This is a genomic window from Acidovorax sp. LjRoot129 (assembly GCF_964253765.1).
Classification (GTDB): Bacteria; Pseudomonadota; Gammaproteobacteria; order Burkholderiales; family Burkholderiaceae_C; genus Acidovorax.
Window position 1 is genome coordinate 4,704,040 of the sequence record NZ_CAXUSE020000001.1, and the last position, 19,551, is coordinate 4,723,590.

General features: G+C 63.7%; 18 protein-coding genes. 3 read left to right on the top strand and 15 right to left on the bottom strand.

Annotation, left to right across the window (positions count from 1 at the left end; translation table 11 throughout):
- Positions 1-2 precede the first annotated feature (2 nt).
- The 9 genes from fliN to fliF form a co-directional block, all read right to left on the bottom strand.
- Entirely contained in the window at positions 3-440 is a 438-nt protein-coding gene (gene fliN / locus ACSQ3Q_RS21445) for a flagellar motor switch protein FliN (protein ID WP_436136342.1), read from the bottom strand.
- Positions 430-1,434, bottom strand: a complete 1,005-nt coding sequence (fliM, locus tag ACSQ3Q_RS21450) for a flagellar motor switch protein FliM (protein ID WP_436136343.1) — start codon at positions 1,432-1,434, stop codon at positions 430-432. The genes fliN and fliM overlap by 11 nt, the downstream gene beginning before the upstream one ends.
- An 18-nt stretch (positions 1,435-1,452) precedes the next feature.
- Positions 1,453-2,031 (bottom strand): flagellar basal body-associated FliL family protein, encoded by a 579-nt coding sequence (locus tag ACSQ3Q_RS21455; RefSeq protein ID WP_436136344.1) that lies wholly within the window; start codon positions 2,029-2,031, stop codon positions 1,453-1,455.
- A gap of 236 nt (positions 2,032-2,267) precedes the next feature.
- Positions 2,268-3,557 carry a flagellar hook-length control protein FliK gene (locus tag ACSQ3Q_RS21460; RefSeq protein ID WP_436136345.1) on the bottom strand — a complete coding sequence of 430 codons (1,290 nt, stop codon included), beginning with the start codon at positions 3,555-3,557 and terminating at the stop codon, positions 2,268-2,270.
- Between the two features lie 2 nt (positions 3,558-3,559).
- The gene (gene fliJ, locus ACSQ3Q_RS21465; RefSeq protein ID WP_436136346.1) at positions 3,560-4,024 is read right to left on the bottom strand and encodes a flagellar export protein FliJ; all 465 of its coding nucleotides are present in this window, start codon (positions 4,022-4,024) and stop codon (positions 3,560-3,562) included.
- Positions 4,025-4,044: 20 nt separating this feature from the next.
- Positions 4,045-5,439, bottom strand: a complete 1,395-nt coding sequence (gene fliI / locus ACSQ3Q_RS21470) for a flagellar protein export ATPase FliI (RefSeq protein WP_436136347.1) — start codon at positions 5,437-5,439, stop codon at positions 4,045-4,047.
- Positions 5,429-6,148 (bottom strand): FliH/SctL family protein, encoded by a 720-nt coding sequence (locus ACSQ3Q_RS21475; protein ID WP_436137050.1) that lies wholly within the window; start codon positions 6,146-6,148, stop codon positions 5,429-5,431. The genes fliI and ACSQ3Q_RS21475 overlap by 11 nt, the downstream gene beginning before the upstream one ends.
- Positions 6,135-7,130, bottom strand: a complete 996-nt coding sequence (fliG, locus tag ACSQ3Q_RS21480; RefSeq protein ID WP_436136348.1) for a flagellar motor switch protein FliG — start codon at positions 7,128-7,130, stop codon at positions 6,135-6,137. The genes ACSQ3Q_RS21475 and fliG overlap by 14 nt, the downstream gene beginning before the upstream one ends.
- A 74-nt stretch (positions 7,131-7,204) precedes the next feature.
- A complete protein-coding gene (fliF, locus tag ACSQ3Q_RS21485) occupies positions 7,205-8,908 on the bottom strand; it encodes a flagellar basal-body MS-ring/collar protein FliF (protein ID WP_436136349.1) in 1,704 nt (567 codons plus the stop codon).
- A gap of 171 nt (positions 8,909-9,079) precedes the next feature.
- Between fliF and fliE the strand changes: the two genes are divergently transcribed.
- Positions 9,080-9,391 carry a flagellar hook-basal body complex protein FliE gene (gene fliE / locus ACSQ3Q_RS21490; protein ID WP_218296968.1) on the top strand — a complete coding sequence of 104 codons (312 nt, stop codon included), beginning with the start codon at positions 9,080-9,082 and terminating at the stop codon, positions 9,389-9,391.
- 411 nt (positions 9,392-9,802) lie between these two features.
- Here fliE and ACSQ3Q_RS21495 read toward each other — a convergent pair whose 3' ends face one another.
- The 4 genes from ACSQ3Q_RS21495 to ACSQ3Q_RS21510 all read right to left on the bottom strand — a co-directional run bounded on the left by ACSQ3Q_RS21495 (position 9,803) and on the right by ACSQ3Q_RS21510 (position 13,751).
- Positions 9,803-10,102 carry a flagellar protein FliT gene (locus ACSQ3Q_RS21495; protein WP_436136350.1) on the bottom strand — a complete coding sequence of 100 codons (300 nt, stop codon included), beginning with the start codon at positions 10,100-10,102 and terminating at the stop codon, positions 9,803-9,805.
- Positions 10,103-10,105: 3 nt separating this feature from the next.
- Positions 10,106-10,564, bottom strand: a complete 459-nt coding sequence (gene fliS / locus ACSQ3Q_RS21500) for a flagellar export chaperone FliS (protein ID WP_436136351.1) — start codon at positions 10,562-10,564, stop codon at positions 10,106-10,108.
- Between the two features lie 64 nt (positions 10,565-10,628).
- The gene (gene fliD, locus ACSQ3Q_RS21505; protein WP_436136352.1) at positions 10,629-12,062 is read right to left on the bottom strand and encodes a flagellar filament capping protein FliD; all 1,434 of its coding nucleotides are present in this window, start codon (positions 12,060-12,062) and stop codon (positions 10,629-10,631) included.
- 198 nt (positions 12,063-12,260) lie between these two features.
- Positions 12,261-13,751 carry a flagellin gene (locus tag ACSQ3Q_RS21510; protein ID WP_436136353.1) on the bottom strand — a complete coding sequence of 497 codons (1,491 nt, stop codon included), beginning with the start codon at positions 13,749-13,751 and terminating at the stop codon, positions 12,261-12,263.
- Positions 13,752-14,075: 324 nt separating this feature from the next.
- Between ACSQ3Q_RS21510 and ACSQ3Q_RS21515 the strand changes: the two genes are divergently transcribed.
- Both ACSQ3Q_RS21515 and ACSQ3Q_RS21520 read left to right on the top strand, forming a co-directional pair.
- A complete protein-coding gene (locus ACSQ3Q_RS21515) occupies positions 14,076-15,566 on the top strand; it encodes a flagellin (protein WP_436136354.1) in 1,491 nt (496 codons plus the stop codon).
- A 116-nt stretch (positions 15,567-15,682) separates the two neighbouring features.
- Positions 15,683-17,866: an O-linked N-acetylglucosamine transferase family protein gene (locus ACSQ3Q_RS21520; protein ID WP_436136355.1), complete on the top strand. Its 2,184-nt coding sequence runs from the start codon at positions 15,683-15,685 to the stop codon at positions 17,864-17,866.
- Between the two features lie 49 nt (positions 17,867-17,915).
- On the opposite strand, the gene ACSQ3Q_RS21525 is transcribed toward ACSQ3Q_RS21520, so the two are convergent.
- Together ACSQ3Q_RS21525 and ACSQ3Q_RS21530 are read right to left on the bottom strand one after the other, a co-directional pair.
- Entirely contained in the window at positions 17,916-18,704 is a 789-nt protein-coding gene (locus ACSQ3Q_RS21525) for a TylF/MycF/NovP-related O-methyltransferase (protein WP_436136356.1), read from the bottom strand.
- Positions 18,701-19,534 carry a phytanoyl-CoA dioxygenase family protein gene (locus tag ACSQ3Q_RS21530; protein WP_436136357.1) on the bottom strand — a complete coding sequence of 278 codons (834 nt, stop codon included), beginning with the start codon at positions 19,532-19,534 and terminating at the stop codon, positions 18,701-18,703. The genes ACSQ3Q_RS21525 and ACSQ3Q_RS21530 overlap by 4 nt, the downstream gene beginning before the upstream one ends.
- Between the last annotated feature and the right edge of the window lie 17 nt (positions 19,535-19,551).

Consider the following 19,551-nt stretch of genomic DNA (forward strand, 5'->3'; position numbering starts at 1 on the left):
CACTATCCACGGCTGACCCGCCTTAACCGCTCGGACGGAGTTACCACGTCGGTCAGACGGATGCCGAATTTGTCGTTCACCACGACCACTTCGCCCTGGGCGATGAGATACCCGTTCACCAGCACGTCCATGGGCTCGCCAGCGAGTGCGTCAAGTTCCACGACCGAGCCCTGAGCTAGTTGAAGGATGTACTTGATCGGCACCTTGGTGCGGCCCAGCTCCACCGAGAGCTGGACAGGGATGTCCAGCACCATGTTGATGTCGTTGACCGTACCGTCGCCTGCGCCCGAAAAAGGGCGCACGGGATCGCCGGACAACGGGCCGCCCTGCTCCGCCTCACCAGGCTTGTCGTCGGTGCGCTTCTGCTCTTCAAGTGCCTCGGCCCAGCCCGCGAACGGGTCGTCAGCGGCACCGTCCTTGTTATCTTCTTCAGTTGACATCTTTTTCTCCCAGCCAGCTCATGTCGGCATTGCGCAGACATTCCTCAATACGAATGGCGTACTTGGAATTGTGCGTTCCGTACTGGCATTCAAAAACGGGTACCCCACCAATCGACGCCCGAATGCGGGGCTCGCGGTCGAGCTCGATAAAGTCGCCCGGCTTCATCGCCAGCAACTGCTCCACGGTGGCGTCGGCGCGTGCCAGCTCCGCCACCAGGGTGACTTCGGCCGCCTGGATTTCGCGGGTCAGCACCCGCACCCAGCGGCGGTCCACCTCGATGGAGTCTCCCTGCGTAGAGGAATACAGCACGTCGCGAATCGGCTCCAGCGTCGCATACGGCATGCAAATGTGGATCGCACCCGAGAGGTCGCCAATCTCGAGCTGGAACGCCGTGGACACCACGATTTCGCTCGGCGTCGCGATGTTGGCGAACTGCGGCTGCATCTCAGACCGTTGGTATTCCAACTCCAACGGGTAGATGCCCTGCCACGCTTTTTTGTACTCGGTGCAGATCACATCGACCAGCCGATTAATGACGCGCTGCTCGGTAGGGGAAAAATCACGCCCTTCAATCCGCGTCTGGAACTTTCCTACGCCACCATACAGCGTGTCGATGATGCCGAATACCAATGAGGGTTCGCAGACGATCAGCCCGCTGCCGCGCAGAGGCCGGATGGCCACGATGTTGAAGTTCGTGGGAACTGCCAACTCACGCAAGAACGCGCTGTACCTTTGCACGGACACCGTGCCCACCGATATCTCAGGGCTGCGGCGGATGAAGTTGAAAAGCCCGATGCGGAAGTTGCGCGCAAACCGTTCATTGACGATTTCCATCGTCGGCATGCGGCCCCGGACGATGCGCTCCTGGCTCGAAATATCGTAGTTGCGGACAGAGCCCGCCTCCGCTACCTCCTCAACGGATTTCTGGCTCTCGCCAGTAACCCCTTCGAGCAGGGCATCAACTTCTTCCTGGGAAAGAAATGAATCACTCATGACTGGTCCTTGCCGGGGTCATTGGATGATGAAGCTTGAAAAAAGCACACGGTGCACCGGGCTGCGCTCGGTGCGGCTGCGCGCGGTGCTGCGCTCGTCCTCGTTCTTGTCGGCTGGTTTTGTCCGCTCGCGCTCCGCCGGCAACGCATAGCCCAGTGGCCGCGACACCTCCCGCAGAACGTCCGAAGCCAGCTTCTCCTTGCCTTCCCGCTGCAGCAGTTCTGCAGAAGTCCGCTGGGACACCAGCATCAAAATACCGCTGCGGATCGTGGGCAAGTACAGCTTCACTTGCTCGGCTGTCTTAGCGTCTTCCAATTCGAGGGTGATGCCGATCTGGGCAAATCGGTCTCCACCGGGGTCGGCAAGATTAACCACCATGTTTTCCATGGGGAAGAACGTGGGAGCTATCTTGGGTGCTTCTTTCCGCGCGGCGGTCGTGCCCTCTTCCTCGTCGCCATGCGATCGGCTGGAGATGAGCCACGCCGCTGCACCGCCACCCATCACCAGCACGGCCACCACCACACCGATGATGATGATGAGCCTCTTTTTGCTTTTGGCCGGCGCCGCGGCGGGGGTGGCTGGGGTATTCGCTGACACGATCGGTTTCCTTGCGGTGGGACCGGCCGCGCCCGCGCAATCAGTGGACGAGCAAAACCGGATGGCCCATTATTGGGCGAGGCTGCAACCAATAATAGCCAGAATAAGCTGCCAAAACCACGGCATTCACCACGCTAGACCGGCGGACTGCCATATCAAGCCAGGGCAAGCCACGCTGCGCATCTTCACAGCGGCCCAGTGTGCGGCGCAGCCCAGACCCCACCACACATTCAGGCTCATACAAAGACATCCACGGCACGATCCGGCGAACCACTCCGCAACAGCGAGCCCGTGCCAACGGGCGCTGCGGCTACCACTTGGGCCTGGCGCGCCCCTTGGCGCGGCTGGCCCTGCCGCTCCGAGTCTGCAGCACCATCACGTTGCCCCACCGACGTACCGACCGACATCCCTGAGAGAACCAACCCCTCACTGCGCAGGAGTTCACTCAGTTGCGCCATGCTCCTGTCCAGCAACTCGCGCGTCTGCGGTTGATCGCTACGAAAAGTCACATGGGCTTCATTGCCGGACAGGGACACCGAGACCTCAACGGCCTGTCCGTCACGGTTGAGCGTGAGCTCCGCGTTCTGTGTCTTCTGGTTGATCCAGTACGACACCTGCTCAGACACCTGGTCTTCCCTGCCGGCGTGGGCCGGGTCGGTAAACACAGTGGCGGTGTCAGTGGCCATGGGTTCCGCACCGAGATGACTTCCGCTGTCAAACCATGCGCCGCCCTCTGCACGTCCATCGCCAGAGCGAGGGCTGCCGCCTCCTGCCGCGTTGGCGCTGCCTGAGGGAGCCACGGCTGCCAACAGATTTTCTGCCACTACTGCGCCCGCCCCATCCAAAACAGCACCTGCCGATCCATTGCCACCGCGATCAGCAGCTGAGCCACCGGGCAGGCCCCCTGCCATGCGTTCACTGGACGCTTGCAACGCGGCAATCGCCCCGGTCAGATGCCCCTGCGATGGCAGCAGTACCGCCTCGCCAACCCGCAACCGCGCGCCAGCAGATTCGGCTGAATCCGCCCGTTGAGCCAACGCACTTTGCATGCGCGTAAACGCCTTGCCCTGCGCGGACCCTGTGGGGGGCACCAACCCACCGGTCAAGTCGGTCGACGCGTCAAGCGTGGCAGTCTCCGCCACCAGGCCTTGAGGCAAACCGTCAATGCCAGCAAGCGCCGTCGGCAACGTGACGAGACCGCCCGAAGCGGCACCTTGGCCCACTGCGGCGTCCACCCGGATGCCGGGGGTTTGCGGCAAAAGCCCCTGCCAAGCAGCCAAGGCCGCCGCATCCAATCCCTCTTTTGCGCCGTCGGCGGACAGCATCTCAGACGGGAGGACCTCAGGCGTCGCCGTCAAATCGACAGGCACGCCGCCGCCCTCCGCCGCATCCCCCAGCGCCGCCAGCAGTGCAAGAAAGCCGGTGGGCGCACCGCTGTTGGCGTCTGCCCCCTGCGCGGTGGAACGGGACCGCGCGGCGTTCGCCGGCTGGGTGCCCTGGGGTGAAGAAATTTTGCTGGATTCCATGGTCAATACTCCCGCTCCGCAGAGGCCTGGGTCGCGTTGCGGTACTGCAGCGCAGCCCGCTCGTCGGTTTGTTTCTGATCTCGTCGCATTTCTGCCATTTCGAGGTCATGGCGCCGCTTGTCCATGACCTTGCGCAGGCTTGCCAGCCGCAATTCCGCCTCCAGCAGGCCTCGGCGCGCAGCGTCCACGCGGTTCGCATGCTCGCCGACCACGCCGGTTTGCATACCCGCCGCATGGCCCAGGCGCTCCATGAACTGGTAGTGGTGGTACATCACCTCGGGTTTCATCGCCGTGTCAGCTTTCATGCCCCACCGCGCCTGGGTTTCCCGGGCGTAGTCTTCCAATTGATCCAGCTGCGCGCGGGCCGCCTGCTGCGCCGCCACGATGTCTTGCAGCACCTGGCGCGCGTCGTCGCGTTTGCGCGAAGCCACTTCGACGGCGACAGCGAGGGAATTGAGGGCGGACATGACAAGCTACCGGTGTGTGTTCAATGGTCCAGGACCGCCGCCATGCCCGCGACGCTCTGGTCCATGGAAGCCGCCTCGAACATATCCTGCTGCAAAAACGCCGCCATCTGCGGCTGCAGACGGATGGCCTCGTCCAGCGCGGGGTCCGAGCCGCTCATGTACGCCCCGACCTGCACCAGATCCCGGCTTTTCTGGTAGCGCGAATACCCCGCACGAAAGCGGCGTGCCAGGTCGAAGTGCCCGCGCGACACCACGTTGTGCATCACGCGCGATGCCGACTGCTCGATGTCGATGGCCGGGAAGTGCCCGGTTTCTGCCAAGGCACGCGACAGAACAATGTGGCCGTCCAAGATCGCGCGCGCGGCGTCTGCAATCGGGTCCTGCTGGTCATCCCCTTCCGACAGCACGGTGTAGAAGGCCGTGATCGACCCCACGCCGTGCAAGCCATTGCCGCTGCGCTCGACCAGCTGCGGCAGCTTGGCAAAACACGATGGCGGATAGCCCTTGGTGGCCGGCGGCTCGCCAATGGCCAGGGCGATTTCGCGCTGGGCCATGGCGTACCGGGTCAGCGAATCCATGAGCAGCAGCACATGCTGGCCCTTGTCGCGGAAATGCTCGGCCACGGCCGTGGCATATGCCGCACCTTGCATACGCAGCAGCGGCGGTGCGTCGGCCGGCGCGGCCACCACCACCGAGCGCGCGCGCCCTTCTGCGCCAAGAATGTCCTCCACAAACTCCTTGACCTCGCGCCCCCGCTCGCCAATGAGCCCCACCACGATCACATCCGCACGCGTGTAGCGGGCCATCATGCCCAGCAGCACGCTTTTACCGACGCCCGACCCCGCAAACAATCCAAGGCGCTGACCGCGCCCCACGGTGAGCAGGGCGTTGATGGCGCGCACGCCAGTGTCCAGCGACTCGCGCACGGGATCGCGGTCCATCGCATTGATCTGACGCCGCCCCATGGGCTCGGAGACGACATCTAGTACTGGCCCGCCGTGGTCGAGGGGCAAGCCTTGCGCATCCACCACCCGCCCGAGCAAGCCATCGCCCATCGGCAAACGCAGCACGCCGGCACGCTGAATGGGCCGAGCCGCCTCTCCCAGCCGCGGCATCGGAATGTAAGGCGCTGCGGGCACCACACTGGCCCCGCTGGAAAGGCCGTGAATGTCGCCAGCCGGCATCAAAAACGCGCGGTCGGCAGAAAAACCCACCACCTCCGCCAGCACCGGCGCATGCCCGGGCATCTGGACCAAACACTGCGAGCCCACGGGCACACGGATGCCCACAGCCTCCAGCACGAGGCCCGTCAGCCGCGTGAGCGTGCCCCGCGTCTCCAGCGGCGCGCCCTCGGCCACACGCTCCCGCGCATCGTCGATAAAGCTCTTCCAGGCGTTTGGTGTGTCAACGCTCATCGCCGGACTCCTCCTGCCACGGGGACTGCAGCCCCAGCGCGGCAATGGCACGCTGCCAGCGTTTGTCCAGACTGCCGTCCACCACGGTGCCGGCAGACTCCACCAGGCATCCGCCCTGCGGCACGGCGGCATCGGCCATCCATTGCACTCCCGGGGCGTCGATCTCTTCGCGCAAGGGTTGCGCCATGGCCTCCATGTCTACGGGATTCAACCGGACCGTGGCAGGCCGGCCTTCGGTGACCAACATCCCGACGGCCTCCCGCACCACGGGTTGCAACGCGTTGGGGTTGACGGACAGCTCCTGGCGCACGACCTGGCGCGCAATGTCGCAGGCCAACTCCAGCAGTTGCTGGGCCATTTGCTGTTGCATGTCGATGAGGCTGGCGTCAAGCGTCTGCATCACGCTCTGCAGCCGCTGGGCCGTCTCGTGTCCTTGCTGGGCGATGTACTCATCCATGCGGCGCTGCCATTCCAGCGCGGTTTGCGCCTGCCCTTGCGCAAAACCCTCGGCATAGGCATCGTCACACGCCTGCTGGACCATCGCCAGCTGCGCGGCGTCGTCGATCTCGACCGGAATCTCCGCCACCGGCTCGGGTTCCGGCTCGACCAGGTCAGAGCCGTCCACCGCACCAAACTTCCACTGCGTGAAATCGCCGACTTCTTCGCTGGGGATGAAGCGCGAGTACGAACGCTGGTTAGACGAAGGCATCATCACCGCCGGATCCAATCACGATCTGACCTTCGTCGGACAGGCGGCGCACGGTCTTCAAGATTTCCTTTTGCTGGGCTTCGACTTCGGATAGGCGCATCGGGCCGCGCGATTCGAGGTCTTCGCGCAGCGCTTCCGATGCCCGCGTGGACATGTTCGACAGGAATTTTTCGCGCAGCTCGGGCACCGCGCCTTTGAGGGCCACGATGAGCGTCTCGGACGCCACTTCCTTGAGCACGGTCTGAATCGCCTTGTCGTCGAGCTTGAGCACGTCCTCGAACACGAACATCTTGTCCATGATCTTCTGGGCCAGGTCGGGGTCGTACCCGCGGATGGACTCCAGCACCACGGCATCCATGTTGCCGCCCAGCAAGTTGATGATTTCGGCCGCGGCCTTGACGCCCCCCAGGGAGCTCTTGCGGATCTTGTCGCCGCCGGCGAGCACCTTGAACAGCACCTCGTTGAGGTCCTTGAGTGCTGTGGGCTGGATGCCCTCCAGCGTGGCCACCCGCAGCAAGATTTCGCTGCGCTGGCGGTCGGTGAGGTGCATCAGAATGCCTGACGCCTGGTCGGCATCCAGGTGGACCAAGATGGCCGCGACGATCTGCGGATGCTCGTTGCGCAGCAGCTCGGCCACCGACAGCGGGTCCATCCATTTCAGGCTCTCGATGCCCGATACGTCACCCCCTTGCAGGATGCGGTCGATCAGCAGGCCGGCCTTGTCATCGCCCAGCGCGCGCTTGAGCACGGCGCGCACATAGTTGCCGGTGTCTGACACCAGCAAACTCTGCGCGGCCGCAGCGTTTGAAAATTTGTTGATGACCCCGTCCACCTTCTCGCGCGACACGGAGCGCATGCGCGCGATGGTCTCACCGAGCTTTTGCACTTCCTTGGGCGAGAAGTGCTTGAAAACTTCGGCCGCCTCTTCCTCGCCGAGAGACATCAGCATGATGGCGGCGTCGTTAAGTCCTTGGTCGTCCATGGTCGTGGTCCGTGGGTTCAGAAGGCGTGGATGATGGCGGAATGGACGGGCACGGCGGGTGTGTGCACAACGTCTCAGCGGTCACCCGCGCCTTCGCCGTTCAGCCAACTCTTCAGAATATTGGCCACGGCGACGGGGTTTTCTTTGGCGAGGACACGCGCGTCTTCCAGGCGCAGTTGCTCTGGCGTCGCGGGCAATGCCTCGTTCTTCTTGGCGGGCGCAGGCAGCGCGGGGCGTTCGGGCGTCTCGGATTCCATCGCGTCGAGCTGGCCGCCGGCCACCGGGATCGCCCGGGCCTTGCCCGCGCCAGCGCCACCCTTGAGCGCAGGCCGCACCAGCAAGAGCAGCACCAGTGCCGCGAACAGCACGGCACCCACGGGCCAGGCAAAGGTCTTGGCCAGCTCGATCGTTTGGGGCTGCTTCCACAATGGCATGTCGTTGTTGGGAGCCACATCGACCTGGAACGGCGTGTTCATGAGATTGACGGAGTCGCCGCGGTCGCGGTTAAAACCAATGGTCTCGCGCACCAGCGCCGTCATCTGCTCGATCTGCTGGGGCGTCAGTGCCTTGGACACCGGCTTGCCCTTCTCTTCAGACGACTGGTAGTTCACCACCACCGCAGCGCTCACGCGCTTGAGGGCGCCGCTGCCACCCCGCGTCACGCGGACGGTCTTGTCGACTTCGTAATTGGTGATGGACTCGCGTTTGCTGCCCACGCCCTGCGCGCCCTGGCCTTGCTGGCCAGCAGCGGCTGGCGCAGGGTTGGCGCCATTGATCGGCGCTGTCGAAGGCGCGGGTGGCTGGTTGGACGTGGCGCCCGGCACACCCGTGGGCAGCGCATTGCCCTGGGGGCCGGAGCTTTCCACGATCTGCTGGCTGCGGATGGCGCTGGCATCGGTGGCCAGGTTGGGGCGGTGCTGCTCGGACGTGGATTCGGTCTGGGTGAAGTCCACATCGGCCGTCACTTGCGCCTTGACGTTGTTGCGGCCCACCACCGGCTCGAGGATGTCCAGAATCCGGCGGGTGTATTGCTGCTCGATCTGCTGCACGTACAGCAGCTGCTGCGCGTCCACGCCGTTGCCGGCGGCGCCATCGGGCGATTGGGACAAGAGCTTGCCGGTATCGTCCAGCACGCTCACGGCGGAGGGAGCGAGTTCCGGCACGCTCGAAGCGACCAGGTGCACGATGCCGGCCAGCTGGGCGCGGTCCAGGATGCGGCCGGGATGCAGGCTCACGAGCACCGAAGCCGACGGCTTTTGCTGTTCGCGGAAAAAGCCGTTTTGGTTAGGCAGCGCCAAGTGCACGCGTGCGCTTTGCACGGACGACAGCGCCTGGATGGAACGGGTGAGTTCGCCTTCGAGGCCACGCTGAAAGTTCAAGCGTTCCTGAAACTGCGTCATCCCGAACTTGCTGGATTCCATCAACTCGAAACCTGCCACGGAGCCCTTGGGCAAGCCCTGGGTGGCCAGGCGCAGGCGCACGTCGTGCACCCGGTCGGCCGGGATCAGGATCGCGCCACCGCCATCGGCGTGCTTGTAGGGAACGTTCATTTGCGACAGCTGGGCCACGATGGCGCCGCCGTCTTTATCGTTCAGGTTGGCAAACAGCACCCGGTAGTCAGGCTGGCGGCCCAGCACGATGGCCGCGATGGCCGCCACCACCAGGAGCGCCACGCCCACACCCAGCCGCATGCGCTGTCCCCTGTCGAGGGCAGACAGCCGCTGCAGCCAGTTGGGGCTGGCAGGGGGGGCGAGAGGAATTTCAGCAACTGCAGACATCTTGCTTTCCAGTAGGGCGGCCCGACAAGGACCAAAGCGTGGGGTCGATTATTCGGCCACGCCTTCTCAATGTTCGCTGGATAAGCCGCGCGTTTGGCCATCAATTCAGAGCGATGGACCTTGGCGCGATGGCTAGGATACGCAGCATACCCCCATCCCTCGGATACAGCCATGGACCTTCGCATCTCAAGCTCTACCGCCCCCCTGACGGGCGCAGGCGTGGCGCGCCGTGCTGCAGCGCCGCAAAACGACGCCAACGAAGTGGGTTTTTCAGGGGCGCTCAAGGGCGCGCTGCAGTCGGTCAGTGCGGCACAGAACCGCGCCTCCGACCTGCAGACCGAGGTCCAGATGGAGAACCCGTCCGTGAGCCTGGAAGAAACCATGGTGGCGATCCAGAAGGCCCAGATCGGCTTTCAGGCCACGCTGCATGTGCGCAACCGGATGGTGCAGGCCTACACCGACATCATGAACATGCAGGTATAGCAGCGACACCCCCTGAGGCGCTGCGCGCCTCCCCCCCGCTCTCAGAGCGCTGCGCGCTCCGGGCAGGGAGACGATGCCCTCGCTGCGGGGCGGCCCTTGCTTGGCATCTCTCGCCTATGGCGTGCCGGTATCGGGCAATCGGGGTCTATGTTGGCTCCTGATTTCGTAGCTGCTCGCGCCTTGTCAATAAGCGCTACGGGCACTTTTTACCCCCAAAGACACGCCACGCTCTTGGCACAGGGACTCAGCGAGGCATCGCTGGCCGTGGCACCGCGGTGCCAAGCGTCACAAACCAATTGCTCCTAATTTAATAGCAATATATCCTTTATAGGCAAGCGGTGGAGCCCTATTTCATCCATAAAAAAGCCGACCTCGTGGGGTCGGCTTTGTCTTGAAGCGTCAGCGCACGCCTCAGTGCATCATCTGTGGCTGACCTTCGAACAGATGTTCGAACTGTGCGAGCCAGGGCTCGGCCAGGCAGCGGATCTGGGCGTCGTTGCGCAGGATGCGCTGCATGATCCGGGTCTTCTCACGTTTGTGCTCAGGCAGAAGTTCGTGCTCTTGCGACTTGAAACGCAGCTGCTCGATCAGCACCGCACAGGCACCCTCGTAGCGCACCACGCCATCCCAATCCTTGAGCCGTGCAGCCTCCAGCATCTTGGAGCTGCTGTCCTCAATCGCCTTGTAGTAATCAATCAGCATGTGAGACATGGTTCAAGCCTCCACCAGCACGGGCTGGCCAGTGAGGGCGGGCGCATCGGCGGAAGGTGCCGCATTGCCGGTTTTCTTGATTTCGTTCCAGCCCTGGGCCACGGGCTCGATCAGGCGCATCACTTCCAGCATGATGGCGTCGTCGTTGCGGGCATTGGCCAGGATCAGGCGGCGCATGCAGTAGTCGTACAGCGCACCCAGGTTCTCTGCGAGCTCGCCGCCGTCGACCTTGTCCAGCGAGGTGCTCAAACCCTCTTCGAGGATGCGCACGGCTTTGGAGATGGCATTGACCTTGCCCAGCACATCACCGCGGGCCATGGACCCACGGGCGGTGGCGATGGAGGTGAGGACACCTTCGTACAGCAAGCTGACCAGCTGGTGCTGGTCCATGGTGTGCATGCTGGTTTCTACATTGATACGCTGGTACGCGTTGGCTGCACGGGGGCTGTAGGCGCTGAACATGCTGACATCCTTCCGAGGTATTGTTTAAGTTATCGGCGTGCGCCAGAAAAACTAAAGCCCCTGATTAACCGTTCGACTTGTTCCAAGCAGTGACCTGCTGCGAGATGTACGCATTGAGGCCATTCAAACTGCTCAGCTTGGTATCCAGCGCGTTATACCGCTGGGTAATGCGTTTTTCAAATGCATCGACCTTCTCATTCACCCGAGTCTGGTCTTGCGCATTGCGCTTGAGGCTCAGTTGCAAAGTGGCGTCCTTGGACTTGAAGAACCCGTCGTTGGACAGCAGCGTGGTGGTGACTGCCTTGAGCTGCACGGCAATGCCGTCGGCCGCGCCGCCGCCCGTGTTGCGAAACAGGTTCTTGACGTCATCGGGGTTCTCCGCCAACGCCTTGTTGAGTTTCGTTGAATCGACCACCAGATCGCCGCCCAGCTGCTGGGTGATTCCGATGTCCGCCAACCGCTGGTAGGCGCCGCCCCCGGTCGTGACCGATTGAATTGCGTTGCGCAGCGAGCTTTGGAGCGCCACGGCGGTCGAGTCGCCTTGCAGCAGTCCTGAGGATTTGGTCGCAGCGTCGTACTTCGTGGCGTCCTGCATCAGCTGGTTGATGGCGTTGTAGGCCTTCACGAACCCGTCGATGTTGGATTGGATCGCAGAGTTGTCCTTGGTGACCGCAACTTCGATCGGTGCAGTGGTTACTTGCTCGGCCTTGAAGGTCACGCCCGAGATCGTGGACGCAAACGTATTGGTGGCAGAAGACACGGCAATGCCGTTGACGGTGGCCTTGGCATTGGCGGCCGCCTGCGTGACCGTGGAGGCATTGACCAGGCGCGACAGGCCCGTGGCATCGTTGTTGCCAGCGCTCAGCGGATCGGTATCGCCGCCCTCCATCACGCTCATGCGGAAACCGAACTCCTCACCCGTGCTCTTGCTGCGCAGCAGCAGGCGCTCGCCCGAGGCATCGGTCAGGACCGACGCGCTCACGCCGGCATTGGCGCCATTGATCTTGCTGGCCACGTCCGAGAGCTTGTCGCTCGCGCTGATGGTGATGTCAACTGGCTGGCCGCTGCCGGGGGTGAAGGACGCGGGCGCGACGCTCCACTTGCCCAGTTCCAGGCGGAGCGTGCCGGCGCCCAGCGCGCCGCCCACGGGCAGCAATGCGGCCGATGCGGTGGCCTGCGCCTTGGCCAAGCTTTGAACTTCGACGCTGAACGTGGTGGGCAATGTGCCACCGACGGCGGTGGCAGTGACGAATTTGGTGTCAGAGGACGTGGTGGCCACGCCGTTCCAACCGGTCACGCTGGTGAGCTTGCCGGCTGCGTCCTGCAGCGTGGACACCAGCGACTTGATCTGGCCGAACGCGGAAATCTTGGTGTTGACCGTGGCCGCCTGCAGCTTGAGCGTGTCCAGGGGCTTTTTTTCCAGCGTGACCAACTGCGAAATGATGCTCTTGACATCCAATCCGTTGGTGCCGACGCCTGGTGATGAAATGGTGGCCATACAAACCTCCTGAACTGGTCCAACGGAAATTATCGCGCCGAATAGCGCTGAGGAACGTCCGTAAACACGCCAGGAAACCCGTCTTATTCCAGCGGTCCTGGCACCCGCCGTCCTAAAAGCCAAACGGCGGCGACAGAAATCTGCCGCCGCCTGGGGTTCGCCAGGGCGCTGCAACGCCCTGGCTGCCATGCCCGCTGCTTAACGCAGCAGGGCCAACACACCTTGGGGCAGCTGGTTGGCCTGGGCCACCATTGCCGTGCCGGCTTGTTGCAGGATCTGCGAGCGCGACAGATTGGCTGTTTCTGCGGCGAAGTCGGCATCCAGGATGCGGCTGCGCGAAGAAGACAGGTTTTCCGAGGTCACTTGCAGGTTGCTGATCGACGTTTCGAAGCGCGATTGCAGGGCACCGAGCTTGGCGCGCTCACCGTTGATGAAGGACAGGGCCGAGTCCACGGTCTTGAGGGCGTTGGTTGCGTTGCCGAACGTGGTCACGTCCAGGTTGGCCACCGTCTGCAGTGCCGAGCCGCCGGCGTCCAGCTGGTTGCTGGCGGAAGTGATCGCGAAGGACTTTTCCGAGTCCAGCGTGATGTAGCCTCCGGTGCTGACGTTTTCTGCCGTGGTATCGGCGGTCAGGGTGCGGGCGGTGCCGTTGCTGGCGCCAGCGGCGTCGTAACCCGTGACGGTGACAGCAGCAGCGTTGGCGTTGGAGGTATCACCCACCACGATGTCATTGCCCGTGGCGTTGTTCAAGACGATCTGCGTCCCGTCCGAGCTCAGCGAAGCATTGATGCCGGTCTTGGCAGCTTGGTCGTTGATGGCGGACACCGCGGCCGACAGACGATCGGTACCAGTGGCCGAGGTCAGCGTGAACGACACGGTACGGGCAGCACCTACGTTATCGCCTTCCAGGGTCAGCGAGTAGGAACCAGCCGATGCCATGCCACCCAGGCGCACTTCGGTACGGGCCGTAGCCGTCACACCGGTGCTGGCCTTGAGGCCGTTGATCTGGTCGGCCGTGGCCTTGGCGGTAGCGCTGGACGCCACAGTCAGGCTGCCGGTGCCCAGGTAGCCGCTGATGGACACAGCGCCAGCAGTCACGCCGTTGTTCACAGCCGTGGTGCCGCTCGCCGGGGCTTGTGCGCCGATGCCGGAGCCGTTGGAGGCGACGTTCTGGTTGTTGCCGTAGACGCTGGTGCGCAGGTTGCCGGTGGCAGCCACGATGGTCTGGTTGGCGTTGGCGCCCACTTGGAACTGTTGCGTACCGAACGAACCATCCAGCAGCTTGGCGCCGTTGAATTCCGTGGTTTGCGAAATACGGTCCAGTTCTGCAACCAGCTGGCCGACTTCCGACTGCAGGGCTTGGCGGTCGCCAGCGCTGTTGGAGGCGTTGGCCGACTGCACTGCCAGTTCACGCACCCGTTGCAGGATGTCGCCGGAAGCCTTCAGTGCGCCTTCAGCCGTTTGCGCCAGGGAGATACCGTCGTTGGCGTTGCGAACTGCTTGGTTCAGGCCGCGGATCTGGCTGGTGAAGCGCTCCGAAATCGCCAAGCCGGCGGCATCGTCCTTGGCGCTGTTGATGCGCAGGCCCGACGACAAGCGTTGGATGGAGGTGTTGAGGGAAGTCTGGCTCGTACCCAGGTTGCGCTGGGCGGTGAGCGAGGCGATGTTGGTATTGATGGTGGAAGCCATTGCAAATCTCCTGAAAGAACTGACTGAATATGGCGTTGCCGCCGGCCGGGGTCGCCAGCAACACGCTGGCCTCCTGGGGTTCGCCAGCGCTCTCGGGCCATCTGGTGAACGGCGGGCCGCTTACGGACCGTTGCAAATGTTTTCGGTGTGCCGTGGGAAAACTTAAGGGCTAAACGCACAAGTTGTGCGACTTTTTTGCCGCTTATCTCCCCAACGCCCAAAAGCAGCGTCTCCACAATTCGTCCATCGTTCCCCCATTGACAGCCGGACGGGTGCGCTTGAACCGGCAAACAGATCCGTCTAGCGACGTAAAGGAGTTTCGCCATGGCAGCAACCATCAATACCAACATCAGCTCGCTGACCGCGCAGCGCAACCTGGGCACCAGCCAAGCGTCGCTGAACACTGCCATCCAGCGGCTTTCTTCGGGCCTGCGCATCAACAGCGCCAAGGACGATGCCGCCGGCCTGGCCATTTCGGAGCGCTTCACCAGCCAGATCCGCGGCCTGAACCAGGCTGTTCGCAATGCGAACGACGGGATTTCTTTGGCCCAGGTGGCGGAAGGTGCCATGGGCGCCGCCGGCAACATTCTTCAGCGGGTGCGTGAACTGGCCGTGCAATCGGCCAACGCCTCCAACAGCGCCGGCGACCGCCAGGCCCTGCAACAGGAAGTCGGCCAGTTGGTGGCAGAACTTGACCGGATTTCGCAAACCACGGAATTCAACGGCCAAAAACTGCTGGACGGCACGTTTGGTACGCAACAGTTCCAAGTGGGCGCCAACGCCAACCAGACCATCGTGGCTGCCACCGGCAACCTGCGCACCAGCGTCTACGGCAACAACCAGAACGTCGCCTCCAACGGCTCCGGCATCGGCGCCCAGGCTCCTGTCAGTGGCACGACGGCGGTCACCAACGGCGTCACCGCCGGCTCGGTCGCCATCAGTGGCTATCTGGGCACCGGCACCATGACGGTGGCTTCTAATGCTACGGCCAAGACCACGGCCGACCAAGTCAACGCCCTGCAGGCCACTACAGGAGTCACTGCCTCGGCCCGGACTGAGGTTCGTTTGGCGGGCATGGCCTCGGCCGGCTCGTACTCGCTGACGCTGGAAGGCGACAACATCGGTGCCGCGCGAACCGTATCTTTCACGTTGACCTCGGCCACGGGCACAGACCGCCTGTCCCCAGCCGTCTCTGCCATCAACGAGCAATCGGCCAAGACCGGCATCAATGCCTCGCTGAGCTCGGACGGCACTCAGATCATCCTGACCAACGCCACGGGCAATAACGTTGTGATCGGAGACACAGTCAACGCCAATGCCGCGGCCGTGACGGTGACGGGCTACGACGCAGCTGGCGCCAGCAACGGTACCGCCCGCACGCTGACCGCTGACTCCACGGCTGAAAACATCGCCACAGGCGGCTACATCACCCTGGACTCCGAAAAATCGTTCGCCCTTACTTCCGCCAGCAACCAGCTGGACAACGGCGGGTCGTCGCTGCACACCGTGGCCAATCTTGACGTGACGACCTTCACCAATGCTACCGACGCGTTGAAGACCGTGGACTCGGCGCTGGCCTTCATCAGCGGCGAACGCGCCAAGCTGGGCGCCATGCAGTCCCGCTTTGAAACCAGCATCGCCAGCCTGCAGATCACGTCGGAAAACCTTTCGGCCTCCCGCTCGCGGATTCAGGATGCCGACTTCGCTGCCGAGACTGCCAACCTCTCGCGCGCCCAGATCCTGCAGCAAGCGGGCACGGCCATGGTGGCCCAGGCCAACCAGATCCCACAAGGCGTGTTGTCCCTGCTCAAGTAAGTAAACACCGGCGGCAATACATGCGTCACCAAGATAAAAGGGGTCCAGCGGACCCCTTTTATGCATGTCACACTCGGTGATACCCCGCCTTTTTTTCGTAGATTGGCAGCAGCACCGTGCAATCCAGACACACCGAACAAGACGCCGACCGCCTGCATGCTGCGCTGGTGGCTGCCGATTGGCCGCTCCTCACCCGCCTGTGCCGCCAAGCATTGCGCAAGAACGGCCGGCACCTCATGGCGCACCGCTTGCTGGGCTTCTCGCTCAACAAGCAACGTGACTACGAGGCTGCGCTCAAGGCCTACCAACAAGCCCAGGTGTATTGGCCAGACGATGCGGAACTGCTCGTCAACCATGCGAACATCCTGATCGAGCAAGCCCACAACAGCGAGGCGCTGCCCCTGCTCGAAAAGGTCTGCAAGTTGCGTCCGCAGCAGGCCATCGCCTGGATCAAGCTGGCCGAGTGCAGCTACCTCTTGAGTCTGCACGACAAAGGGTTTGCCGCCAGCCAGACAGCGGCCGGGCTGGCCGAGAACGTGCACGACCAGGTGGCGGCCCTGATGCAAAGCTCCATCCACCGGCGCGAACTGGGTCAGGTGCGTGAAGCTGTACAGGACTGTGAAAAGGCCATTGCGCTGCGGCCCGCCGACCCCGGCAACTACACCAACAAGCTGTTGTTCATGTTGGCCGACCCCGACGTGACCGCTGAACAGTTGTCAGCAGCGGCACGGCAATTCGGCTCCGTGTTCGAGCCGCCGCTGCGGCCCCACTGGCCGAACTTCGACGCCCACCGCGGCGAGCCCTGGCGGCGCCTGAAGATCGGGTTCCTGTCACCCGACTTCCGCGTGCATTCGGTGATGTACTTCGTCGAGGGGTTGCTCGCGCAGCTTGATCGGCGGCAGTTCGAAATTTTTGCTTTCTACCTGTTCCCGCGCGATGACCACGTCACGCAGCGTGTGGAGCGCCATGCCGATCACTTCGTGCGGCTCGCAGGCTTCAGTGCCAAGGAGCAGGCCGAGGCGATCCGCGCGCAAGGCATCGACATCCTGGTGGACCTGGCAGGCCATACGGGCCACAACGGCCTGATGGCAATGGCCCACAAGCCTGCACCCGTGCAGGTGTCGTGGCTGGGGTTCCCGGCCACTACCGGTCTCACGGCCGTGGACATGAAGTTCACCGACGAGGTCACCGATCCGCCCGACGTGGACGACCAGTACACCGAGCAGCTGTACCGCCTGCCCGTTTTCTTTACCTGCTACCGGCCCATGAGCCGCAACCCTCTGTGGCGCTACCAGCCGCGCTACCTCGTGCGCCCCACGCCCGCGTTGGAGAACGGCTTCATCACCTTTGGCTCCTGCAACAACCTGGGCAAGCTGACCGACGAGGTGCTCGCGCTGTGGGGTCAGGTGCTGGCGGCCGTGCCCCACTCGCGCCTGCTCATCGAGGGCAAGAACCTGGACCGGCCCGATTTCGCGCAGGACTACCGCGAGCGCTGCGCCCGCCTGGGCATCCCAGCCAGCCAGCTGGACCTGGTGGCGTTGCGCAATGACAACCAGTACCTTACCTACCACCGCATCGACATCGCGCTGGATCCGTTCCCGCTGACGGGTGGAACCACCACCTTCGATGTGCTTTGGATGGGCTTGCCTGTCGTCTCGATGGTGGGAGCCAGCTTCAAGAGCCGCATGGGCGTGGGCATGCTCAGCTACCTGGGCCGCACCGAATGGCTGGCCCACACGCCTGAGGACTACGTTCGCATTGCGCAGGGCCTGGCCGGTGATGTCCACGCCCTCAACGCGCAGCGACTGAACGGCCGCACGGAGCTGGAGCAGTCACCTCTGATGCGCGAGGACATCTACAGCCATTTTTTTGGCGAAGGGCTGCGCGCCATGTGGATCCAGTGGCTCGCGAGAACCGAGGCCCCTGGCGACCCAGAGGCGCAGCAGCAGCTGATGGCCGCCTGGTTGCCCGGCGTGCCAGAGGAATGGACCCAGCCCCCCACGCCCGGCGTGGGCCTGGCGCCCGGACAGCGCGTGAGCCTGCAGGAAGCCCATCAGCGCCTGCAGACCTTGGTGGACAAGGCCAAGGCGACCGATGCCGCGCCCGATGCAGTCAACAGCCAGATCCAGAGCCGCACCTGGATCGACGTGACTGAACTGGCCGAGACGGTGCTGAGCGCTGTGCCACATGACGCCGTAGCGCTGGCCTGCCTGGCGGAAGTGGAGTTTGCCCACGGGCACCACGACTTCGCGGTCACGTACCTGCGGTACGCCACCGAGTCACTCGGAAGGCAGGGCTAGGCGACCTGCCCGCCGCAGCAGGCCCTTTCGCAGGCCCGCTGCGCTGGCGCTATTCCAGCACCGCGTAGCTCACGTGCGGTTCGTAGGGAAACCGCTGGATGCGCAGGCGCGGCAGCCCCAGGGTCTCCATCACCGCACGCGTCTCGCCAGGCCAGGTGCGGTTGTTCAACTCATCGAAAACAATCACGGCGCCTTTGGGCATGCGCGGCACGAAATGCTCGATGCACACCTTGGTCGGCTCGTACAGATCGAGGTCCAGGTGCAGCAGGGATACCACGGTCTGCGGTTCCCGCTCCAGATAGGCGGGCACTGTCTGCGCCACGTCGCCCGCCACCAGCTCCACCTTCTGGATGTGGCCGATAAAACGGTTGGAGTCGAACAGCGCCACGGTCTCGCGCAGGTCCTCCAGGCTGTCGGCCTTGTAGCCGCCGGCGCGGCGCTCCGCCGTCTGGATCACTGCATGCTCATCCTCGGGCGAGACCGACTCGAACCCGCTGAAGGTGTCGAAGCCCACGATGCGCCGCTGCAGGTTCACCGGCTCCCAGATCGCACTGAGCTGCGCAAACGTCATGAGCCCGCCGCCCCAGTTGACGCCGCACTCCATCACGTCGCCCTGCACGTTCAGCGCCAGCTTGAAGATCTCGCTCAGGCACAGAAAACGCGCCATCGACTGGCGCGGCACGTAGCAGGCAAAGTTTTCGAGCTTTTCGACCTGGCTGCCGCGCGCGTTGGTGAACAGCGCATCCAGCGCGCCGCGGTAGCCGACCTCGCCGGAAGTGCTGCGGCCAGCCTGGCGATAGCGCGACGGGTCCTGGTCGTTCGTCGGTGGGGTGGTCATGCGGCGACGGCTCCTGGTTGTGGACGTGGTTGCGGAGACTGCTGCTCCTGCGCGCGGCGGGCAGCGCTGTCGTGGCCGGGGTAGTCCACATAAAAGATGTTGGTCTTGTCCCCGGTTGGAAAGCGCTGGCGCCGGTGGTCCGGGTCCGCCAGGTCGGTGATGCGCAGCTGGGCGGTCCAGCGGATCTGGTCGCTCAGGTTGGCGGTGCTGCGGTGCAGCAGCATCTGCTTGAACACCACCAGGTCCCCACGCTTGGCTTCGATGGTCACGGGCTCCTCGGTCACCTCTTCCGCCAGGCTGAGGTCGCGCTGCAGCATGGGCACATACGGCGCGATCACCTTGTCGCTGATGCGCTTGAACGGCGCCAGCCCGCGCCGGTGGCTGCCGGCAATCACCTGGATGGTGCCGTGGTGCAGGTTCACGTCCTGCAACGGGATCCACACCGTGACCGCGTTCACCGACCCCAGCAGGTACACCGAGTCCTGGTGCCAGGCAAAGAGGTGCCGGGCATCGTGCGGCTTGTCCAGCCGCATGTTGCAGCACCCCATCAGCGACGGATGCTCCAGGCCGAAGTCGCGGCACATGCTGCGGATGGCCTGGCTGCCCGACATGCACGAAAGGGCAGGCAAGTATTTAAGCCGGTCGTACAGCATCGATTGCTGCTCGGGCGTCATCTCGTAACGGGCGCGGTCCACGGAACTGAATGCCGGGCCCACCACGAGCCGGCCCAGCTCGTCGAGCTGTGCCTGCAAGGCGTCGAGCTCGCCATCGGGCCAGAAGTCCCGCAGCACCACGTAGCCGTTGTCTTCAAAGGATTGCAGGTTGTCCATGATGTGTCTCCTTGCTC